Origin of the sequence: Streptomyces sp. NPDC005202, assembly GCF_040608235.1 — a bacterium.
GTDB lineage: Bacteria > Actinomycetota > Actinomycetes > Streptomycetales > Streptomycetaceae > Streptomyces.
Window position 1 is genome coordinate 22,921 of sequence record NZ_JBEXHW010000005.1, and the last position, 15,784, is coordinate 38,704.

At 72.1% G+C, this 15,784-nt stretch carries 10 protein-coding genes and 2 pseudogenes; 8 read left to right on the forward strand and 4 right to left on the reverse strand.

The genetic code is table 11. The features are described 5' to 3' along the window. Positions 1 to 189: 189 nt before the first annotated feature. Positions 190 to 1,629 carry an NADP-dependent phosphogluconate dehydrogenase gene (gene gndA / locus ABZV31_RS11350; RefSeq protein WP_355891309.1) on the reverse strand — a complete coding sequence of 480 codons (1,440 nt, stop codon included), beginning with the start codon at positions 1,627 to 1,629 and terminating at the stop codon, positions 190 to 192. A 324-nt stretch (positions 1,630 to 1,953) separates the two neighbouring features. On the opposite strand from gndA, the gene ABZV31_RS11355 reads away from it, so the two are divergent. Further along, positions 1,954 to 3,141: a transglycosylase family protein gene (locus tag ABZV31_RS11355; protein ID WP_355891311.1), complete on the forward strand. Its 1,188-nt coding sequence runs from the start codon at positions 1,954 to 1,956 to the stop codon at positions 3,139 to 3,141. On the opposite strand, the gene ABZV31_RS11360 is transcribed toward ABZV31_RS11355, so the two are convergent. Next, positions 3,131 to 4,195 (reverse strand): DMT family transporter, encoded by a 1,065-nt coding sequence (locus tag ABZV31_RS11360; protein ID WP_355891314.1) that lies wholly within the window; start codon positions 4,193 to 4,195, stop codon positions 3,131 to 3,133. The genes ABZV31_RS11355 and ABZV31_RS11360 overlap by 11 nt on opposite strands. A gap of 253 nt (positions 4,196 to 4,448) precedes the next feature. On the opposite strand from ABZV31_RS11360, the gene ABZV31_RS11365 reads away from it, so the two are divergent. Genes ABZV31_RS11365 through glgC form a run of 3 tightly spaced genes read left to right on the forward strand, consistent with a single transcriptional unit; the run spans position 4,449 to position 7,646 of the window. Further along, positions 4,449 to 5,186: a (2Fe-2S)-binding protein gene (locus ABZV31_RS11365; protein ID WP_355891316.1), complete on the forward strand. Its 738-nt coding sequence runs from the start codon at positions 4,449 to 4,451 to the stop codon at positions 5,184 to 5,186. A 37-nt stretch (positions 5,187 to 5,223) separates the two neighbouring features. After that, on the forward strand, positions 5,224 to 6,375 hold the full coding sequence (glgA, locus tag ABZV31_RS11370; RefSeq protein ID WP_355891319.1) for a glycogen synthase: 1,152 nt from the start codon (positions 5,224 to 5,226) through the stop codon (positions 6,373 to 6,375). A 50-nt stretch (positions 6,376 to 6,425) separates the two neighbouring features. After that, the gene (glgC, locus tag ABZV31_RS11375; protein ID WP_355891322.1) at positions 6,426 to 7,646 is read left to right on the forward strand and encodes a glucose-1-phosphate adenylyltransferase; all 1,221 of its coding nucleotides are present in this window, start codon (positions 6,426 to 6,428) and stop codon (positions 7,644 to 7,646) included. Between the two features lie 12 nt (positions 7,647 to 7,658). Here glgC and ABZV31_RS11380 read toward each other — a convergent pair whose 3' ends face one another. After that, on the reverse strand, positions 7,659 to 8,036 hold the full coding sequence (locus tag ABZV31_RS11380; protein WP_355891324.1) for a hypothetical protein: 378 nt from the start codon (positions 8,034 to 8,036) through the stop codon (positions 7,659 to 7,661). Positions 8,037 to 8,330: 294 nt separating this feature from the next. Here ABZV31_RS11380 and ABZV31_RS11385 point away from each other — a divergent pair. The 4 genes and pseudogenes from ABZV31_RS11385 to ABZV31_RS11400 all read left to right on the forward strand — a co-directional run bounded on the left by ABZV31_RS11385 (position 8,331) and on the right by ABZV31_RS11400 (position 14,953). Then, a pseudogene (locus ABZV31_RS11385) lies at positions 8,331 to 9,446 on the forward strand (PA14 domain-containing protein). A 53-nt stretch (positions 9,447 to 9,499) separates the two neighbouring features. Further along, a complete protein-coding gene (locus ABZV31_RS11390; protein WP_355891326.1) occupies positions 9,500 to 11,821 on the forward strand; it encodes a GH92 family glycosyl hydrolase in 2,322 nt (773 codons plus the stop codon). 167 nt (positions 11,822 to 11,988) lie between these two features. After that, positions 11,989 to 13,350 (forward strand): wax ester/triacylglycerol synthase family O-acyltransferase, encoded by a 1,362-nt coding sequence (locus tag ABZV31_RS11395; protein ID WP_355891329.1) that lies wholly within the window; start codon positions 11,989 to 11,991, stop codon positions 13,348 to 13,350. Between the two features lie 103 nt (positions 13,351 to 13,453). After that, the gene (locus ABZV31_RS11400; protein WP_355891332.1) at positions 13,454 to 14,953 is read left to right on the forward strand and encodes an SDR family NAD(P)-dependent oxidoreductase; all 1,500 of its coding nucleotides are present in this window, start codon (positions 13,454 to 13,456) and stop codon (positions 14,951 to 14,953) included. On the opposite strand, the pseudogene ABZV31_RS11405 reads toward ABZV31_RS11400, so the two are convergent. Then, a pseudogene (locus tag ABZV31_RS11405) lies at positions 14,932 to 15,755 on the reverse strand (SDR family oxidoreductase). The gene ABZV31_RS11400 and the pseudogene ABZV31_RS11405 sit on opposite strands and share 22 nt — an antisense overlap. Positions 15,756 to 15,784 lie beyond the last annotated feature (29 nt).

Here is a 15,784-nt window from a genome sequence, read left to right on the forward strand (position 1 = left end):
ACGGCGGGTGCGTACCGGTGTGGCTGTGGCGGACGCGTGCCGCGGGTGCGTACCGGTGTGGTTGTGGCGGACGCGTGCCGCGGGTGCGTACCGGTGTGGTTGTGGCGGACGCGTGCCGCGGGTGCGTACCGGTGTGGCTGTGCCCGACGCGTGCCGCCGTGCGACCTCCGGCTCGGCCCTGCCGTCCGCCTACGCGGACACCTCCGACCGGTCCCCGCCCCACAGCGTGTGGAAGGAGCCGTCGCGGTCGACGCGCCGGTAGGTGTGCGCGCCGAAGAAGTCGCGCTGCCCCTGGGTGAGGGCGGCCGGGAGGCGCTCGGCGCGCAGGGCGTCGTAGTAGGCGAGGGCCGCGGCGAAGCCGGGCGTCGGGACGCCCTGGCGGGTCGCGGCGACCAGCACCTCGCGCCAGTCGTCCTGCGCGGCGGCGATCTCCTGCGCGAACGTCTCGTCGGACAGCAGGCTCGGCAGGTCGGGCCGGGCGTCGTAGGCGGCGCGGATGCGGTCCAGGAAGGCCGCGCGGATGATGCAGCCGCCACGCCAGATCGAGGAGACGGCGCCGAGGTCGATCCCCCAGTCGTACTCCTCGCTGCCCGCGGCGATCTCGTGGAAGCCCTGCGTGTACGACACGATCTTCGAGGCGTACAGCGCCTGCTCCACCCGGTCGGCGAACGCGGACGCCTCCGACTCGCTCAGCGGCGAGGCCTTCGGCCCGGCCAGGCCCCGCGAGGCCTCGCGCAGCGCCGTGTGGCCGGACAGGGAGCGGGCGAAGACCGCCTCGGCGATGCCGGACACCGGGACGCCCAGGTCGAGCGCGATCTGGACCGTCCAGCGGCCGGTGCCCTTCTGCTCGGCCTGGTCCTGCACGACGTCGACGAACGGCTTGCCCGTCGCCGCGTCCACGTGGGACAGCACCTCCGCCGTGATCTCGATCAGGTACGAATCCAGACGGCCCGTGTTCCAGGTGCGGAAGATTTCGGCAATCTGCGCGGGGGAGTATCCGGCGACGTCGCGCAGCAACTGGTAGGCCTCGCCGATCAGCTGCATATCGGCGTACTCGATGCCGTTGTGCACCATCTTCACGAAGTGCCCGGCGCCGTCCGGCCCCACGTGGGTGACGCACGGCGCCCCGTCCGCCGCCTTCGCGGAGATCTTCTCCAGCATCGGGCCGAGCGACTCGTACGACTCCTTCGAACCGCCCGGCATGATGCTCGGCCCGTGCAGCGCGCCCTCCTCACCGCCGGAGATGCCCGCGCCGACGAAGTGGATGCCCTGCTCGCGCAGCTCGCGCTCCCGGCGCCGGGTGTCCGCGAAGTGCGCGTTGCCGCCGTCGATGATCATGTCGCCGGGCTCGAGCAGCGGCGCGAACTCCTGGATCACCGCGTCGGTCGGGTCACCGGCCTTGACCATGATGACCAGGCGGCGCGGCCGCTCCAGCGCCGCCACGAACTCCTTGGCGGTCTCGGCCGCGATGAAGTCGCCCTCGTGCCCGAACTCCTCCACCAGGGCGTGCGTCCGCGACGCCGTCCGGTTGTGCACCGCGACCGTGTAGCCGTTGCGCGCGAAGTTGCGGGCGAGGTTGCGGCCCATGACCGCGAGCCCCGTGACGCCGATCTGGGCTGTTGTGCTCATACCGCCTGCTCCTCAAAGATTCAGTAGATCGCGTAGGTCCTGCCGTCGGTGGTGCCGACCGTGCCCGTCAGTATTGCCCTTCCTTGCCCTTCGACCATCCTGACGTGCCGGTACGGCGACCGCACATCCGGACCCGACAGGCTTCATTACGCACGGCAGGTGCCCTGTGGCTCACCGCGCTCCCGGCCGATCCGGCCAACGGAGGCCAACGGAGGTCCCGTACCGGCCACTTGGGGTGACGAAGCGGCCGATAGCCGTCTTGTCATGGCCTGTTTACGGCGTTTACTTTTGCCCCTCCTGACGCATGTCGAGGGGGCTGGAGACATGGCCGTACGCGGTCGGCACCGCCGGTATCAGCCGAACAGGATCAACCGCGCCTCACTCACCGTCACGGCGGGCGCCGGTATGGCGATCCCGCTCGTCGGCGCCGGTGCCGCCCACGCGGCCGACGTGTCCACCTGGCACAAGGTCGCCGCCTGCGAGTCGAGCGACAACTGGAGCATCAACACCGGCAACGGCTATTACGGCGGACTGCAGTTCACCCAGTCCACCTGGGAGGCCTACGGCGGCACGAGGTACGCTCCGCGCGCGGACCTGGCCACCAAGGACCAGCAGATCGCCGTGGCGGAGAAGGTGCTCGACGGGCAGGGTCCCGGCGCCTGGCCGGTGTGTTCGGTCCGGGCCGGTCTGACCCGGGGCGGCGCAACTCCCGATGTCCACCCGGCCGGTACGCCGGCCCGGACCGTGAAGAGCGCCAAGAGCGCCAAGAGCGCCAAGAGCGCCAAGAGCGCCAAGAGCTCCGTGAGCGACGTGCAGCCGCAGACCACGCCCCAGTCCCGGGCCGGGACCGCCGAGATGTACACGGTGGTCCGCGGTGACACCCTCTCCGGCATCGCCGAGGAACGTCATGTCCCGGGCGGTTGGCGGCAGTTGTACGCCGCGAACCGCACGACGGTCGGCGCCGACCCGGACCTGATCCTGCCGGGGCAGCGGCTTGCGCTCCGTCCGACGTCCGCACCGCACAAGGAAGAGGCGTCCGCCTCCACGCACCGGTCCAAGGCGGCGAAGACCGCCGCCGGGACGGAGAGCAGGTCCCACTCCGCCTCGCACACCGTCGTCGCCCCCGTGAACGGCCCCGTCGGCACCTCGTACCACGCGGCCGGCGCCCACTGGTCGAAGGGCTACCACACCGGTGTCGACTTCGAAGTGCCCACCGGCACGTCCGTGAAGGCGGTCGAGGCCGGCCGGGTGGTCAGCGCCGGCTGGGGCGGCGCGTACGGCTACCAGGTGGTGATCCGGCACGCCGACGGACGCTACACCCAGTACGGGCACCTGTCGGCGATCTCCGTGCGGGCCGGGCAGTCGGTGACCGGCGGCCGGCGCATCGGCCGCTCGGGGGCCACGGGCAACGCCACGGGCCCGCATCTGCACTTCGAAGTGCGGACGGGGCCCGGCTTCGGTACGGACATCGACCCGGTCGCCTATCTCCGGGCCGGTGGGGTCAGGATCTGACGCGCGTGCGATGCCGGTCCAGGACGGGCATCGGGACGTACAGGCCGCCGTAGAAGGGGCCGAGGGTGAGCGGCGGTTCGTCCTGCTCGTACGGCACCGCGTCCTGAGGCGGCGCGGACGGGACGAAGACGTCCTCCAGCGCGGCCCCGGGCCGCTCGGGGATCTCGGGGATCTCGGCAAGCAGCTCTTGAGGGGGCACGGTCCCGGCGAGCTCCACCGGAGCGGTGCGCTCGATGCGCTCGGTCGTGAGCAGGATGAGGCCGCCCGCCGCCACGACGCCGCAGCCGAGGGCGAGCACCGTGCCCGTGGTGGCGTAGCGGAAGGTTTCGCCGAACATCGTGATGCCGACCGCGGCCGCCACCACCGGGTTCACCACCGTCAGGGTGGCCAGCGGCGCCGCGAGTCCGCCGCCCCGGTAGGACGCCTGCGACAGCAGCACGCCGGCCGTGGCCAGCACACCTATCACGGCCAGGGACGGCATGTCCGCCGGCGAGACCCCGTCGGTCCAGTCGACCGCGACCGTCTTGGTGAACACCGAGGACATGCCGAAGGCGATGCCGGAGGCTGTGGCGAGCAGCACGCTGCGCACCGCCGGGTGCCGGTGCGCCGCCCGGCCCGCGACCATCAGGGCCACGACCACACCGCCGGTGACCACGGCCACGGCCACCCGCTGCGCGGTGTCCAGCGACTGCGCATCGGACACGCCCACCAGGGACAGCAGGCCCGCGAGCCCCACCGTCGCCATGATCGCGCCCCGCCAGGCGGTGGCGCCCGCCCTGCGGCCGACGAACAGGGCCGCCATGGGCAGCGCGAACACGATGGTCAGCGCGCCCAGCGGCTGGACCAGGCTGAGCGGACCGCAGGCCAGGGCCACCACGTGCAGCAGCCCGCCGAGCCCGTTCAGCGCCACCGCCGCCCACCAGGCCGGCCGGCGCAGCGGCGCGTACTGCTCGCCGGGGGAGGACACCGCGACCTGCTCCTGCACGATCGCCCCGCCGGCGTAGGCGACGGCGGAGACCAGCGACAGCAGCACGGACAACGCGAGGGCGCTCATGAGCTGCTCCCCTGCGTGAGGCGGGGGCGGTGACCCCTGCGCGACGAACGGTCGGCTTCCATGACGAACACCTTGCTGTGCCGATCTCTTGCCGTCGTCGTCCCTGAGCAGGCAATGGGTCCTACTGCCGATGGAGTACGCCTCGAACGCCGTCCTCCCCCAGGTGGGCGAAACGCCGTCCTCCCCCAGGTGGGCGACACGGGGCGGAGACCCCCGGTGGCACCCCCTAGGGGCCTTGGTACTACTGCTCTTCATGGACCTCGACCCCGATCTCGCCGCGCTCCGCCCCCTCGGGGGCTTCTTCCTCCTGCGCACGGGCGGCGCACCGCACGGCCCGCTGCCCACGCTGGCCCAGGCCTACGCGGACGAGGCGTCGGACGCCTACGGAAATCCCCTGACGACGCGTATCCGCAAGGTGGCCGACGGCATCCGCGCCCCCGAACCTCGCATCGCCGCCTCGGTGGCGCAGCAGGCGCTCGCGGCCCGGCTGTGGTCCGCCGCGCTGGGCTGCGCCGCCCTGTACGGGCGCATCCCCGACCTCGGCCCGCGCCTGTTGCACTGGGATCCCGCCGGCAGCGCCCCCGACGATTTGTACCTCGCCGAGGTGCGCCCGCTGCCCGGGGACGCGGCGACGGTCGCCGACGTCGTCCTGCAAGGCCACCTCCAGCCCCTGGCGGCCGCCTTGCGCGCCCGTCACCGGATCGCACCGGGACTGCTGTGGGGCAACGCGGCGTCCGCGCTGGCGGGAGCGGCGCGCCAGCTGGAGAGGTGGGCGCGGGCCGGCGGCCGTCCGGAGGCGGGCGACCGCGCCCGGGACCTCGCCGCGCGGCTCCTTGCGCACCCCTTCCTGGCCGGGACCGGCACGCTCACCGGCGCGAACTTCCGGCGCCGCAGCTGCTGCCTCTACTACCGTGTCCCCGGCGGCGGGGTCTGCGGTGACTGTTGTTTCACACGAGCGCCGCGCTCTTCCCCACGTGCCGCATCTGGGTGACCATGAGGGAACCGGCCGCTGAGACAGGGGGTTGCGGGTGCGAGTGGGACTTCTGACCCGGGAGTACCCGCCGGACGTGTACGGCGGTGCGGGCGTCCACGTCGAGTTCCTCGCGCGGGAGTTGAGACCGCTCGTCGACCTTGAGGTGCACTGCTGGGGCGAGGGACGCGCGGACGGCGTGGTGCGCCACCGTCCCTGGTCCACGCTGGACGGCGCCAACGACGCGCTGCGCACCTTCTCCGTGGACCTCTCCATGACCGCCGCCCTCAAAGGCCGCGAACTCGTCCACTCCCACACCTGGTACGCCAACCTCGGCGGCCACCTCTCCAAGCTCCTGTACGGCGTCCCGCACGTGATGACCGCCCACTCCCTGGAGCCCCTGCGCCCCTGGAAGGCCGAGCAGCTCGGCGGCGGATACGCCCTGTCCGGCTGGGCCGAGCGGAGCGCGATCGAGGCCGCCGACGCCGTCGTCGCCGTCTCCGGCGCCATGCGCGAGGACATCCTCGGCTGCTACCCCGACCTCGACCCGGCCCGGGTACACGTCATCCACAACGGCATCGACGCCACCCTCTACCGGCCGGACCCGGGCACCGACGCGCTCACCCGGATCGGCCTCGACCCGGACCGGCCGTACGTGCTCTTCGTCGGCCGCATCACCCGCCAGAAGGGCGTGCCCCACCTGCTGCGCGCGGTGCGGGACATCGACCCGGCGGCGCAGGTCGTGCTGTGCGCGGGGGCGCCCGACACGCCGGAGATCGACCGGGAGTTCCGCGATCTGTACCAGGAGCTGAGCCGGGTCCGTGAGGGCGTGCACTGGATCCCGCAGATGCTGCCGCGCCCGGACGTGATCCAGCTCCTCACCCACGCCGCCGTCTTCGTCTGCCCCTCGGTGTACGAGCCGCTCGGCATCGTCAATCTGGAGGCGATGGCCTGCGGCACCCCCGTGGTGGCCTCCCGGGTCGGCGGCATTCCCGAGGTGGTCGAGGACGGCAGGACCGGGGTACTCGTAGCGGTGGACGAGGACTTCGAAGCGGGCCTGGCCCGCGCCCTCGACCGGGTGCTCGGCGACCCGGAGACCGCACGCCGGATGGGCGAGGCCGGCCGGGAGCGCGCGGTGGAGGAGTTCGGCTGGGACACGGTCGCCCGGCACACGGTGCGGTTGTACGAGGAGATCCTCAAGCAGGCTTAGTCCTCCCTGCTCAGGGGCAGTAGTGGTTCAACCGGGTGAGGGGAGCGGCCATGCGTCGTGGCGGACCTTCGGTCCTCGGAATCGTACTGGCGGGCGGCGAAGGCAAGCGCCTGATGCCCCTGACCGCGGACCGGGCCAAACCCGCGGTCACCTTCGGCGGCACCTACCGGCTCGTCGACTTCGTCCTCTCCAACCTCGTCAACGGCGACATCCTGCGCATCTGCGTCCTGACCCAGTACAAGTCGCACTCGCTGGACCGGCACATCACCACCACCTGGCGCATGTCCAGCCTGCTCGGCAACTACGTCACCCCGGTCCCGGCGCAGCAGCGGCTCGGCCCCCGCTGGTACCTGGGCAGTGCCGACGCGATCCTGCAGTCGCTCAACCTCATCTACGACGAACAGCCCGACTACGTCGCGGTCTTCGGCGCCGACCACGTCTACCGCATGGACCCGTGGCAGATGCTCCAGCAGCACATCGAGGGCGGCGCGGGCGTCACGGTCGCCGGCATCCGGGTGCCGCGCGCCGAATCCTCGTCCTTCGGCGTGATCACCCCTGGCTCCGACGGCCAGACCGTCGAGCGCTTCCTGGAGAAGCCCGCCGACCCGCCGGGCCTGCCCGACGACCCCGAGTGCGTCTTCGCCTCCATGGGCAACTACCTCTTCACCACCAAGGCGCTGATCGAGGCGCTGCACCGGGACGCCGAGGACGAGAACTCGGTGCACGACATGGGCGGCTCGATCCTGCCCCAGCTCACCGACCGCGGCGAGGCGCAGCTGTACGACTTCAGCGCCAACCACGTGCCCGGCGAGACCACCCGCGACCAGGGCTACTGGCGCGACGTCGGCACCCTCGACGCGTACTACGACGCCCACATGGACCTGATCGCCGAGCGCCCCGCCTTCAACCTCTACAACCGCAGCTGGCCGATCTACACGCACTCCAACCAGCTCCCGCCGGCCCGCTTCAACGCCGGCGGCATCGCCGGCGAGTCGATCATCAGCGCCGGCTGCCTGATCCGGGGGCAGGTCACGCGGTCCGTGCTCTCGCCGGGCGTGCTGGTCGACCCGGGGGCGGTCGTCAAGGGCTCGGTGCTGCACGACAACGTCCACATCGGCCGGGGGGCGATCGTGCGCGGAGCGGTCCTCGACAAGAACGTCGAGGTGCCGCCCGGCGCGACGATCGGCGTCAATGCGGAGCGGGACGCGGAGCTGTACACCGTGTCCAAGGGCGGGGTGATCGCGCTGGGGAAGGGGCAGAGGGTGTCGTAGGAGCCGGCCCGCTCAGCCGGACAGGGGCGGGAAGTGGGTCATGACGACCTCGCTGGACCGGCGCAGGTCGTCGGCCGGGCTGAACTGGAGGTATTCGCTGCCCGGCTCGGTGTGGACGGGGACGTGCCCGGGCGGGGCGTAGAACGCCTCCCCGGCGTGGTACACCTCGTCGTGGTCCGGGTAGCGGAAGACGAGCTCGCCCTTGAAGACATAGCCCCAGTGCGGGCACTGGCACCGTCCGTCCGGGAGCCCCCTGAGCAGCGGCGTGTGGTCGATGTCCTCGCGGAACGTCAGGAAGTCCACCGTGTAGGGGTCGAGGTCCTCGGAGTGGTCGACGACCGAACCGTAGTCGCCACCCTGGGTGGCCGTCTCCCGGGAGACCTTCGGCATCTCCCTCACTTCCCTTCTGCAGGAGGGTGCCAGTCGCGGTGGGCTCGCACGGCGCGGAAGTGACGCCACCATGGTGCGCGCGTGCCGGACGCCCGGTCCACTTGGATCTCCGCGGTTGTGTCATGTCCCTGGATGAAAGGCGGAATCAGTGTTGTCATGCCCACTGCTGCCCCATGACAACGTTGTTCCGGGCCGGCCGCCGTCCCGCGCGACCTGGGCACGCAGACACAGCCGCCTTCCTTCCTGCCAGGAGGATCCGTGCGCACCAGCCGCCTGACCAACCGACTCGTGCTTATTGCTCGCCGTGGCCCACGGCCTCGCCGGACTCACCGCCGCCCCGCCGCGAGCGCCGCCGCCGACGACCCCGTCGAGATCCACGGCCTGAAGGGCGAGTACTACACCCAGTCCGCCCCGGCGCCTTCGACTTCCACCAACTGAAGGCCACCGGATTCGACCCGAACCTCGACTTCGACAACCTGGAGCCTCGCCTCGCCTTCACCACCGGACGGTCGGACGACGCCAGCATCCGCTGGACCGGCCGGATCGTCCCGGAGAAGACCGGCCCCCACACCTTCTCGATCACCGGCGACAACGGCTTCCGCCTCTGGATCGACGGCCGGCTCACCATCGACCACTGGGTCGACGACTGGGACCGCGAACAGACCTCCCCGCCCCGTCGAGCTGACCGTCGGCACGCGGCACCGCCCGCGGCACCGCCGACCTGCGGTACGACGGCGAGGGCGGCCTCACCGGAGCGGATGGCAACGTTGTCGGCACCTTCTGGAGCAACGGTCCCACGCGTGGGTCCGAGCGCCGCCGCCCGCGCCGAGTACGAGCGCGAGATGCAGGAGATGATCGACGAGCACATCAGCAGCCCGTCGGTCGTCATGTGGGTCACCTTCAACGCCGGCTGGGGCCAGTACGACGAGGCCCGCATCGCCGAGCAGGCCACGGCGTGGGACCCGACCCGGCTGGTCAACGGCATGTCAGGACTCAACCTGGGGGCCGACGGCGGCGCCGGCGACATCATGGACGAGCACGGCTGCATCAGCCCCGCTTTGCCGCCCCACCCCGACGGCAGACGCGCCCGGGTCAGCGGCGAGTACGGCGGTCTCGGCCTCGCGGTGCCGGGCCACGCCTGGTCGGTGCAGCAGTCGTACGTCGACGTCGACCCGACGACGTACACGGACGACTACCTGACGAAGCTGGACGAGGTGCGCGCACTGGCGTGCCGCGGCGGCAACGGGCGCGGTCCACACCCGGATCAGCGACGTCGAGGGTGAGCTCAACGGTCTGATGACCTATCACCGCAGGGCCCTCAAGCCGGACGCGGCGCGTCTGAGGGCCGCGCACGAGGCGCTGATCCGCGACGCGTCGCGCGCGACACCCGCGGGATGCCCGGCTGACTGACCTTCAGACGTGATCATGCAGGCAACGACGTCTCCTTCTGGAGGGCTTCCTGCATGAGATGGACCCGGCGCCTGCGCCTGTGCATGGCGGGGGCGGTGGCAGCGTCCGCGCTGTCCGCCGCTCCCGACGTCGCACGGGCCGCCGAACCGCGCGACGGCCGGCTCACCGACCTGGTCAACCCGTTCATCGGGACCGCGAACGAAGGCAACACCTTTCCCGGCGCGGCCGTGCCCTTCGGCATGGTGCAACTCTCGCCGGACACCGGCCACAGCACCGGCTACGACTACGCCCAGAACCACATCCGCGGCTTCTCCCTGGTCCACCTCTCCGGTGTCGGCTGCCGCCTGGGCGGTGACCTGCCGGTGCTGCCGACCACCGGTGACGTCACGCAGACGGACTACGCGAAGTACGCGGCCGCCTTCCGCCACGACGACGAGGCGGCGAGCCCCGGCTACTACCGGGTGGGGCTGGAGTCGGGCATCAAGGCCGAGGTGACGGCGACCGCCCGCACCGGTGTGCAGCGCTACACCTTCCCGGCCACCGGCAAGGCCAACGTCCTGCTGAACGCGGCCCAGGCCCTGCACAAGGCGGTCTCCGCCGAGGTGGAGATCCTCGACAACCGCACCGTGCGCACCGCCATCACGGGCCGCGGCTTCTGCAAGGACACCCGGCCCTACACCGTCTACACCATCACCCGCTTCGACCGGCCCTTCACCGCCCACGGCACCTGGGACGGCCCCATCGTGACCGCGGGCGCGAGGACCGGGCGCGGCGGCGCCTACGTCCGCTTCGACACCACCAAGGACCGCACCGTCGAGGCGACCACCTCCCTGTCGTACGTCGACGCCCGGGGCGCGGCCGGCAACCTCGCGGCGGAGGGCGGCCGTTCGTTCGACACCGTCCGCGGCGCGGCCCGGCGCGCCTGGGAGGACCGGCTCGACGACGTGCGCACGTACGGCGGGGACCTCACCGTGCGCCGCACCTTCTACTCGGCGCTGTACCGGTCATTCCTCGCACCCAACGTCGGCAGCGACGCCGACGGCCGCTACACCGGCTGGGACCAGCGCGTGCACCGGGCCAAGGGCTTCACGTACTACCAGAACTGGTCCCTGTGGGACACCTACCGCACCCAGGCCGAGTTCCTCGCCCTGTTCGCGCCCCGCGAGTCCCGCGACATGGCGATCTCCGTGATCAGGATCGCCGAGGAGAGCGGCTGGCTGCCCAAGTGGGGCTACGGCACCGTCGAGACCAACGTCATGACCGGCGACCCGGTCACCCCGTTCCTGACCAACGCCTACCAGCAGGGTCTGCTCGGCGGCTACGAGGAGCGGGCGTACCGGGCGCTGAAGAGGAACGCCGACCAAGTGCCGCCCGCCGACTCGTCGGCGGTGGGCCGCAACGCCAACCCGGACTACATCGCCCGCGGTTTCGCCCCGTACATCAAGGGTCACGAGCCCACGAAGTCCGGTCACTCGGACTACGCCTTCGGGGCCTCGGCGACCCTGGAGTACGCCCTGTCGGACGCGGTGCTCGCCCAGATGGCCCGCGACCTCGGCCACCGGGAGGACGCCGAGCGGTACGTCGCCCGCTCGCGGAACTACCGCAACATCTTCGACCCGTCGACCGGCTTCTTCCGCGCCCGCGACACCTTCGGCGCCTTCACCGGACCGTGGAGTCCGGCGCAGAGCGTGGGCTTCCACGAGGGCACGTCGTGGCAGTACCAGTGGCTGGTGCCGCAGGACCTGCCCGGTCTGGTGCGCCTGATCGGCGGCACGCGGGCCGCCAACGACCGGCTCGACGAGTTCTTCGCCTACGACCAGCTGCTCAAGGACCCGGCGCGCACCGCCCGCGAGGTGTGGGTCAACGGACCGTACGCCTACTACAACACCGACAAGTACAACCCGCAGAACGAGCCCGACCTCGTCGCTCCGTACACCTACCTGTCGACGGGTCAGCCGTGGAAGACGACCGACGTGGTGCACGCCGCCCTGACCCTCTTCACCGACACGCCGACCGGTCTGACCGGCAACGACGACCTGGGCACCATGTCCGCCTGGAACGTGCTGTCGTCCATCGGTCTCTTCCCGGTGCAGCCCGGCTACGACACCTGGGGCCTGTCCACTCCCGTCTTCGAGCGCGTCGACCTCCGCCTGGACCGCCGCTTCCACCCGCGCGGCGGACTGACGATCACGGCGCCCGGCACCTCTTCGGCCGACCGCTACATCCAGACGGCCCGCGCCAACGGGGTGACGTACGACCGGACGTATCTGACCACCGACGCACTGCGCTCGCTGGACGCCCTCCACTTCACCGTCGGCCCGCGGCCGTCGGCGTGGGGCACATCGGCGCAGGCCGCGCCGCCTGCGCTGAAGTGACGTCCCGTCGGGGGTGAAGTGACACGACGCACCCCATGTGTCCCGCCCCTTTCCCCCGGGGCGGGACTTAATCTGCTGTTAACTAAGCGTAGCTTGATCGCACTTGACCGTAATCGGCCGGGAGCGATTGACTGCAGGCTCACCCACCGTCGACGCGAGGCAAGCCATTGACTTCTGACCTGCTCGCTCCACTCGACCTGGCGTTCTGGAACATCGAGTCCGCCGACCACCCCATGCACCTCGGTGCGCTCGGGGTCTTCACGGCCCACTCGCCCACCGCCGGTGCCCACGCGGCCGACCTGCTTGCGGCCCGTGCGGCCGCCGTGCCCGGGCTGCGCATGCGCATCCGGGACGTGTGGCGGCCGCTCGACCTGCGGCAGCCGCTCTCGCTCGGCCTCAGGCAGCCGTTGTCGTTCGGTGGCGCGGCCCGCGAGCCCGACCCCGGCTTCGACCCGCTCAACCACGTCCGGCTGCACGCCCCGACCGCCGACTTCCAGGCGGTGGCCGGCCGGCTCATGGAACGCCCGCTGGAACGCGACCGGCCGCCGTGGGAGGCGCACGTGCTGCCCGGCAAGGACGGCGTGTCCTTCGCCGTGCTCTTCAAGTTCCACCACGCCCTCGCCGACGGCCTGCGCGCCCTGACGCTCGCCGCGGCCGTCCTTGACCCGATGGACATGCCCGCGCCTCGGCCCCGTCGCGCCGAGCCCCCGCGCGGCTTGCTGGACGACGTGCGCAAGCTGCCCGGGCTGCTGCGCGGCGCGCTGTCCGACGTGGGCCGGGCCCTGGACATCGGGGCCTCCGTCGCCCGCTCCACCCTCGCCACACGCTCCACACCTGCGCTCACCGCCGCCCCCACCGGAACCCGCCGCACCGCCGGCGTGGTCGTCGACATCGACGACGTGCACCTGGTGCGCAAGGCTGTGGGCGGCACCGTCAACGACGTCCTGATCGCGGTGGTCGCCGGCGCCCTGCGCCGCTGGCTCGACGAGCGCGGCGACGGCAGCGAGGGCGTCGCGCCCCGCGCCCTGATCCCGGTCTCCAGGCGCCGCCCGCGCACCGCCCACCCCCAGGGCAACCGGCTCTCCGGCTACCTGATGGAGCTGCCCGTCGGCGACCCGGACCCGCTGCGCCGCCTGGACGCGGTCCGCACCGCCATGGACCGCAACAAGGACGCCGGCCCCAACCGGGGCGCGGGTGCCGTCGCGCTGCTCGCCGACCACGTCCCCGCGCTCGGCCACCGGCTGGGCGGACCGCTGGTCGGCCAAGCGGCCCGGCTCTGGTTCGACATCCTGGTCACCAGCGTGCCGCTGCCGGGCCTCGGCCTGAAGCTGGGCGGCCACCCGCTCACCGAGGTCTACCCCTTCGCGCCGCTGGCCCGCGGCCAGTCCCTGGCGGTCGCGATCTCGACCTACCGCGGCCGCGTCCACTACGGGCTGGTCGCCGACGCGAAGGCCGTGCCGGACCTCCACCGGCTCGCCGACGCCGTGTCCGAGGAGGTGGAGACGCTGATCACGGTCTGCGGGCCCTGATCGCCGCGGGTTTGGCGGTGCGGCCCGGCGCTCCGTAAGATTCCGCGTTCGACAGCGGGCGCGACCGGAGCGCTGCGCGGGTGATCAGGGAAACGGCAGCGCGATGACGGTGACAGAGGACGGCCCGGCGACCACGGACGAGGTGGTGTACGGGCCGGGCGACGAGGTGGCGTACGGGCCCGGCATCGACCCCGAGCGCCTCGCCGTCTGCCTCAGCGTGCTCGAGGAGCTCGACCGGCTGGAGGTCGACCACCCCGACGCGATCAAGGTGCGCCGGGCCACCTCGCACATCTACCGCACGGTCAAGCAGCGCCGCCGCCAGGAGCGCCGGGCTGCCAAGACCGCGCACGACAGGGCGGTCACGGAGGCCACCGCGACCGGCTCCGCCCAGCGCATCGACGACGAGACCGAGGGCATCCTGCCCTCCTCCCGGACCGCCGAGGGCCAGATCGCGGGCATACTCCAGCGCCCGCGCTCCTGCTACATCTGCAAGACCCGCTACGTCGAGGTCGACTACTTCTACCACCAGCTCTGCCCGGCCTGCGCCGCCGAGAACCGTGCCCGGCGCGACGCCCGCACCGACCTGACGGGCAAGCGGGCGCTGCTCACCGGCGGCCGGGCCAAGATCGGCATGTACATCGCGCTGCGGCTGCTGCGCGACGGTGCGCACACGACGATCACGACCCGTTTCCCGAACGACGCGATCCGCCGTTTCAAGGCCCAGCCCGACAGCGACGAGTGGATCCACCGACTGAAGATCGTCGGTATCGACCTGCGCGACCCGGCGCAGGTGGTGGCGCTGGCCGACTCGGTGGCCGCCGAGGGCCCGCTGGACATCCTGATCAACAACGCCGCCCAGACCGTACGGCGCTCCCCGCAGGCCTACAGCGAGCTGGTCGCCGCCGAGTCGGCCCCGCTGCCGTCCGGTGAGCTGCCGGCGGCCGAGGTGATCGGCACCTTCGGCTCCGGTGCCGTGGCCGCGCTGCCGGTCGCGGGCGGCGGCGCGCTCACCGCGCAGGACGTCACGGACCTGGCCCTGGTCTCGGGCTCGGCGTCCCTGGAACGGATCGCGGCCGGCACGGCGATCGACGCGGGCGGGCTGGTGCCCGACCTGCACGACACCAACAGCTGGATCCAGACGGTGGAGGAGGTCACGCCGGTCGAGCTGCTCGAGGTCCAGCTCTGCAACTCGACGGCGCCCTTCATCCTCATCAGCCGTCTGCGCGCGGCGATGGCGGCCTCGCCGGCCCGCCGCACCTACATCGTGAACGTCTCCGCCATGGAGGGTGTCTTCGGCCGCGGCTACAAGGGCGCCGGCCACCCGCACACCAACATGGCCAAGGCCGCCCTGAACATGCTCACGCGCACCAGCGCCCAGGAGATGTTCGAAAAGGACCGCATCCTGATGACGGCCGTCGACACCGGCTGGATCACCGACGAGCGTCCCCACCCCGACAAGGTCCGCCTGGCCGAGGCCGGCTTCCACGCCCCGCTCGACCTGGTCGACGGCGCGGCCCGCGTCTACGATCCGATCGTGCGCGGCGAGGCGGGCGAGGACCTGTACGGCGTCTTCCTGAAGGACTACGCGCCGGGCAAGTGGTGAGCCGGCGGCGTCGCTTGCGTCCGTAGCCGGTCGTGCACCGCCTCTGCGGTCCGGGTGGACGCGGCCCGCACGCGGGTGCCCCCGTCCACCAGCAGATCGGCCCCGGTGACCCATGCCGCCGCATCGGAGACCAGCCACAGCACGGCCTCCGCGACGTCCTCGGGCTCCCCGATCCGCCCCAGCGGCAGCCCGGCGGCCACCTGCTCCTCGCCCGGCTCCCACACGAAGCGCGCCATCTCGGTGCGGACGAGCCCGGGGGAGACGGAGTTGACCCGCACCTTCGGCGCGAGCTCGCCGGCGAGCTGCTGTGTCAGGTGCAGCAGGGCGGCCTTGCTGGTGCCGTACGCGCCGACGTTCGGCCCGACGTGACCGGCGCCCTCCGTGCAGAGGTTGACCACCGCGCCGCCGTGCTCGGCCATCCAGGCCCGCCAGCGCACTGCACCAGCCGCAGGGGCGCCTCGACGTTGACGGCGAACGCCTCGCGCCAGGCGTCCGCGTCGACGTCCATGAGCGGACCGTACGGCTGCTTGGTCGCCGCGTTGTTGACCAGGACGTCGATCCGGCCGAACTCGCGCAGGACCAGATCCGTCAGCTCCCGCGGACGGGCGGGATCGGCGACCGTGCCGGCCAGTCCGATGCCGCCCAGCTCCCGGGCGGTGCGCCGCACCTCGTCGGCGTCCCGCGCGGTCACGCACACCAGCCCGCCGGCACCGGCGAGCGCCCGCGCGACCGCGAGCCCGATCCCGCGCGTGCCGCCGGTGACGATGGCGGCCCTGCCCTGCAGTCCGTAGGACGACGTCACCGGCGTACGGTCTCACAGGGGGCCTGCAT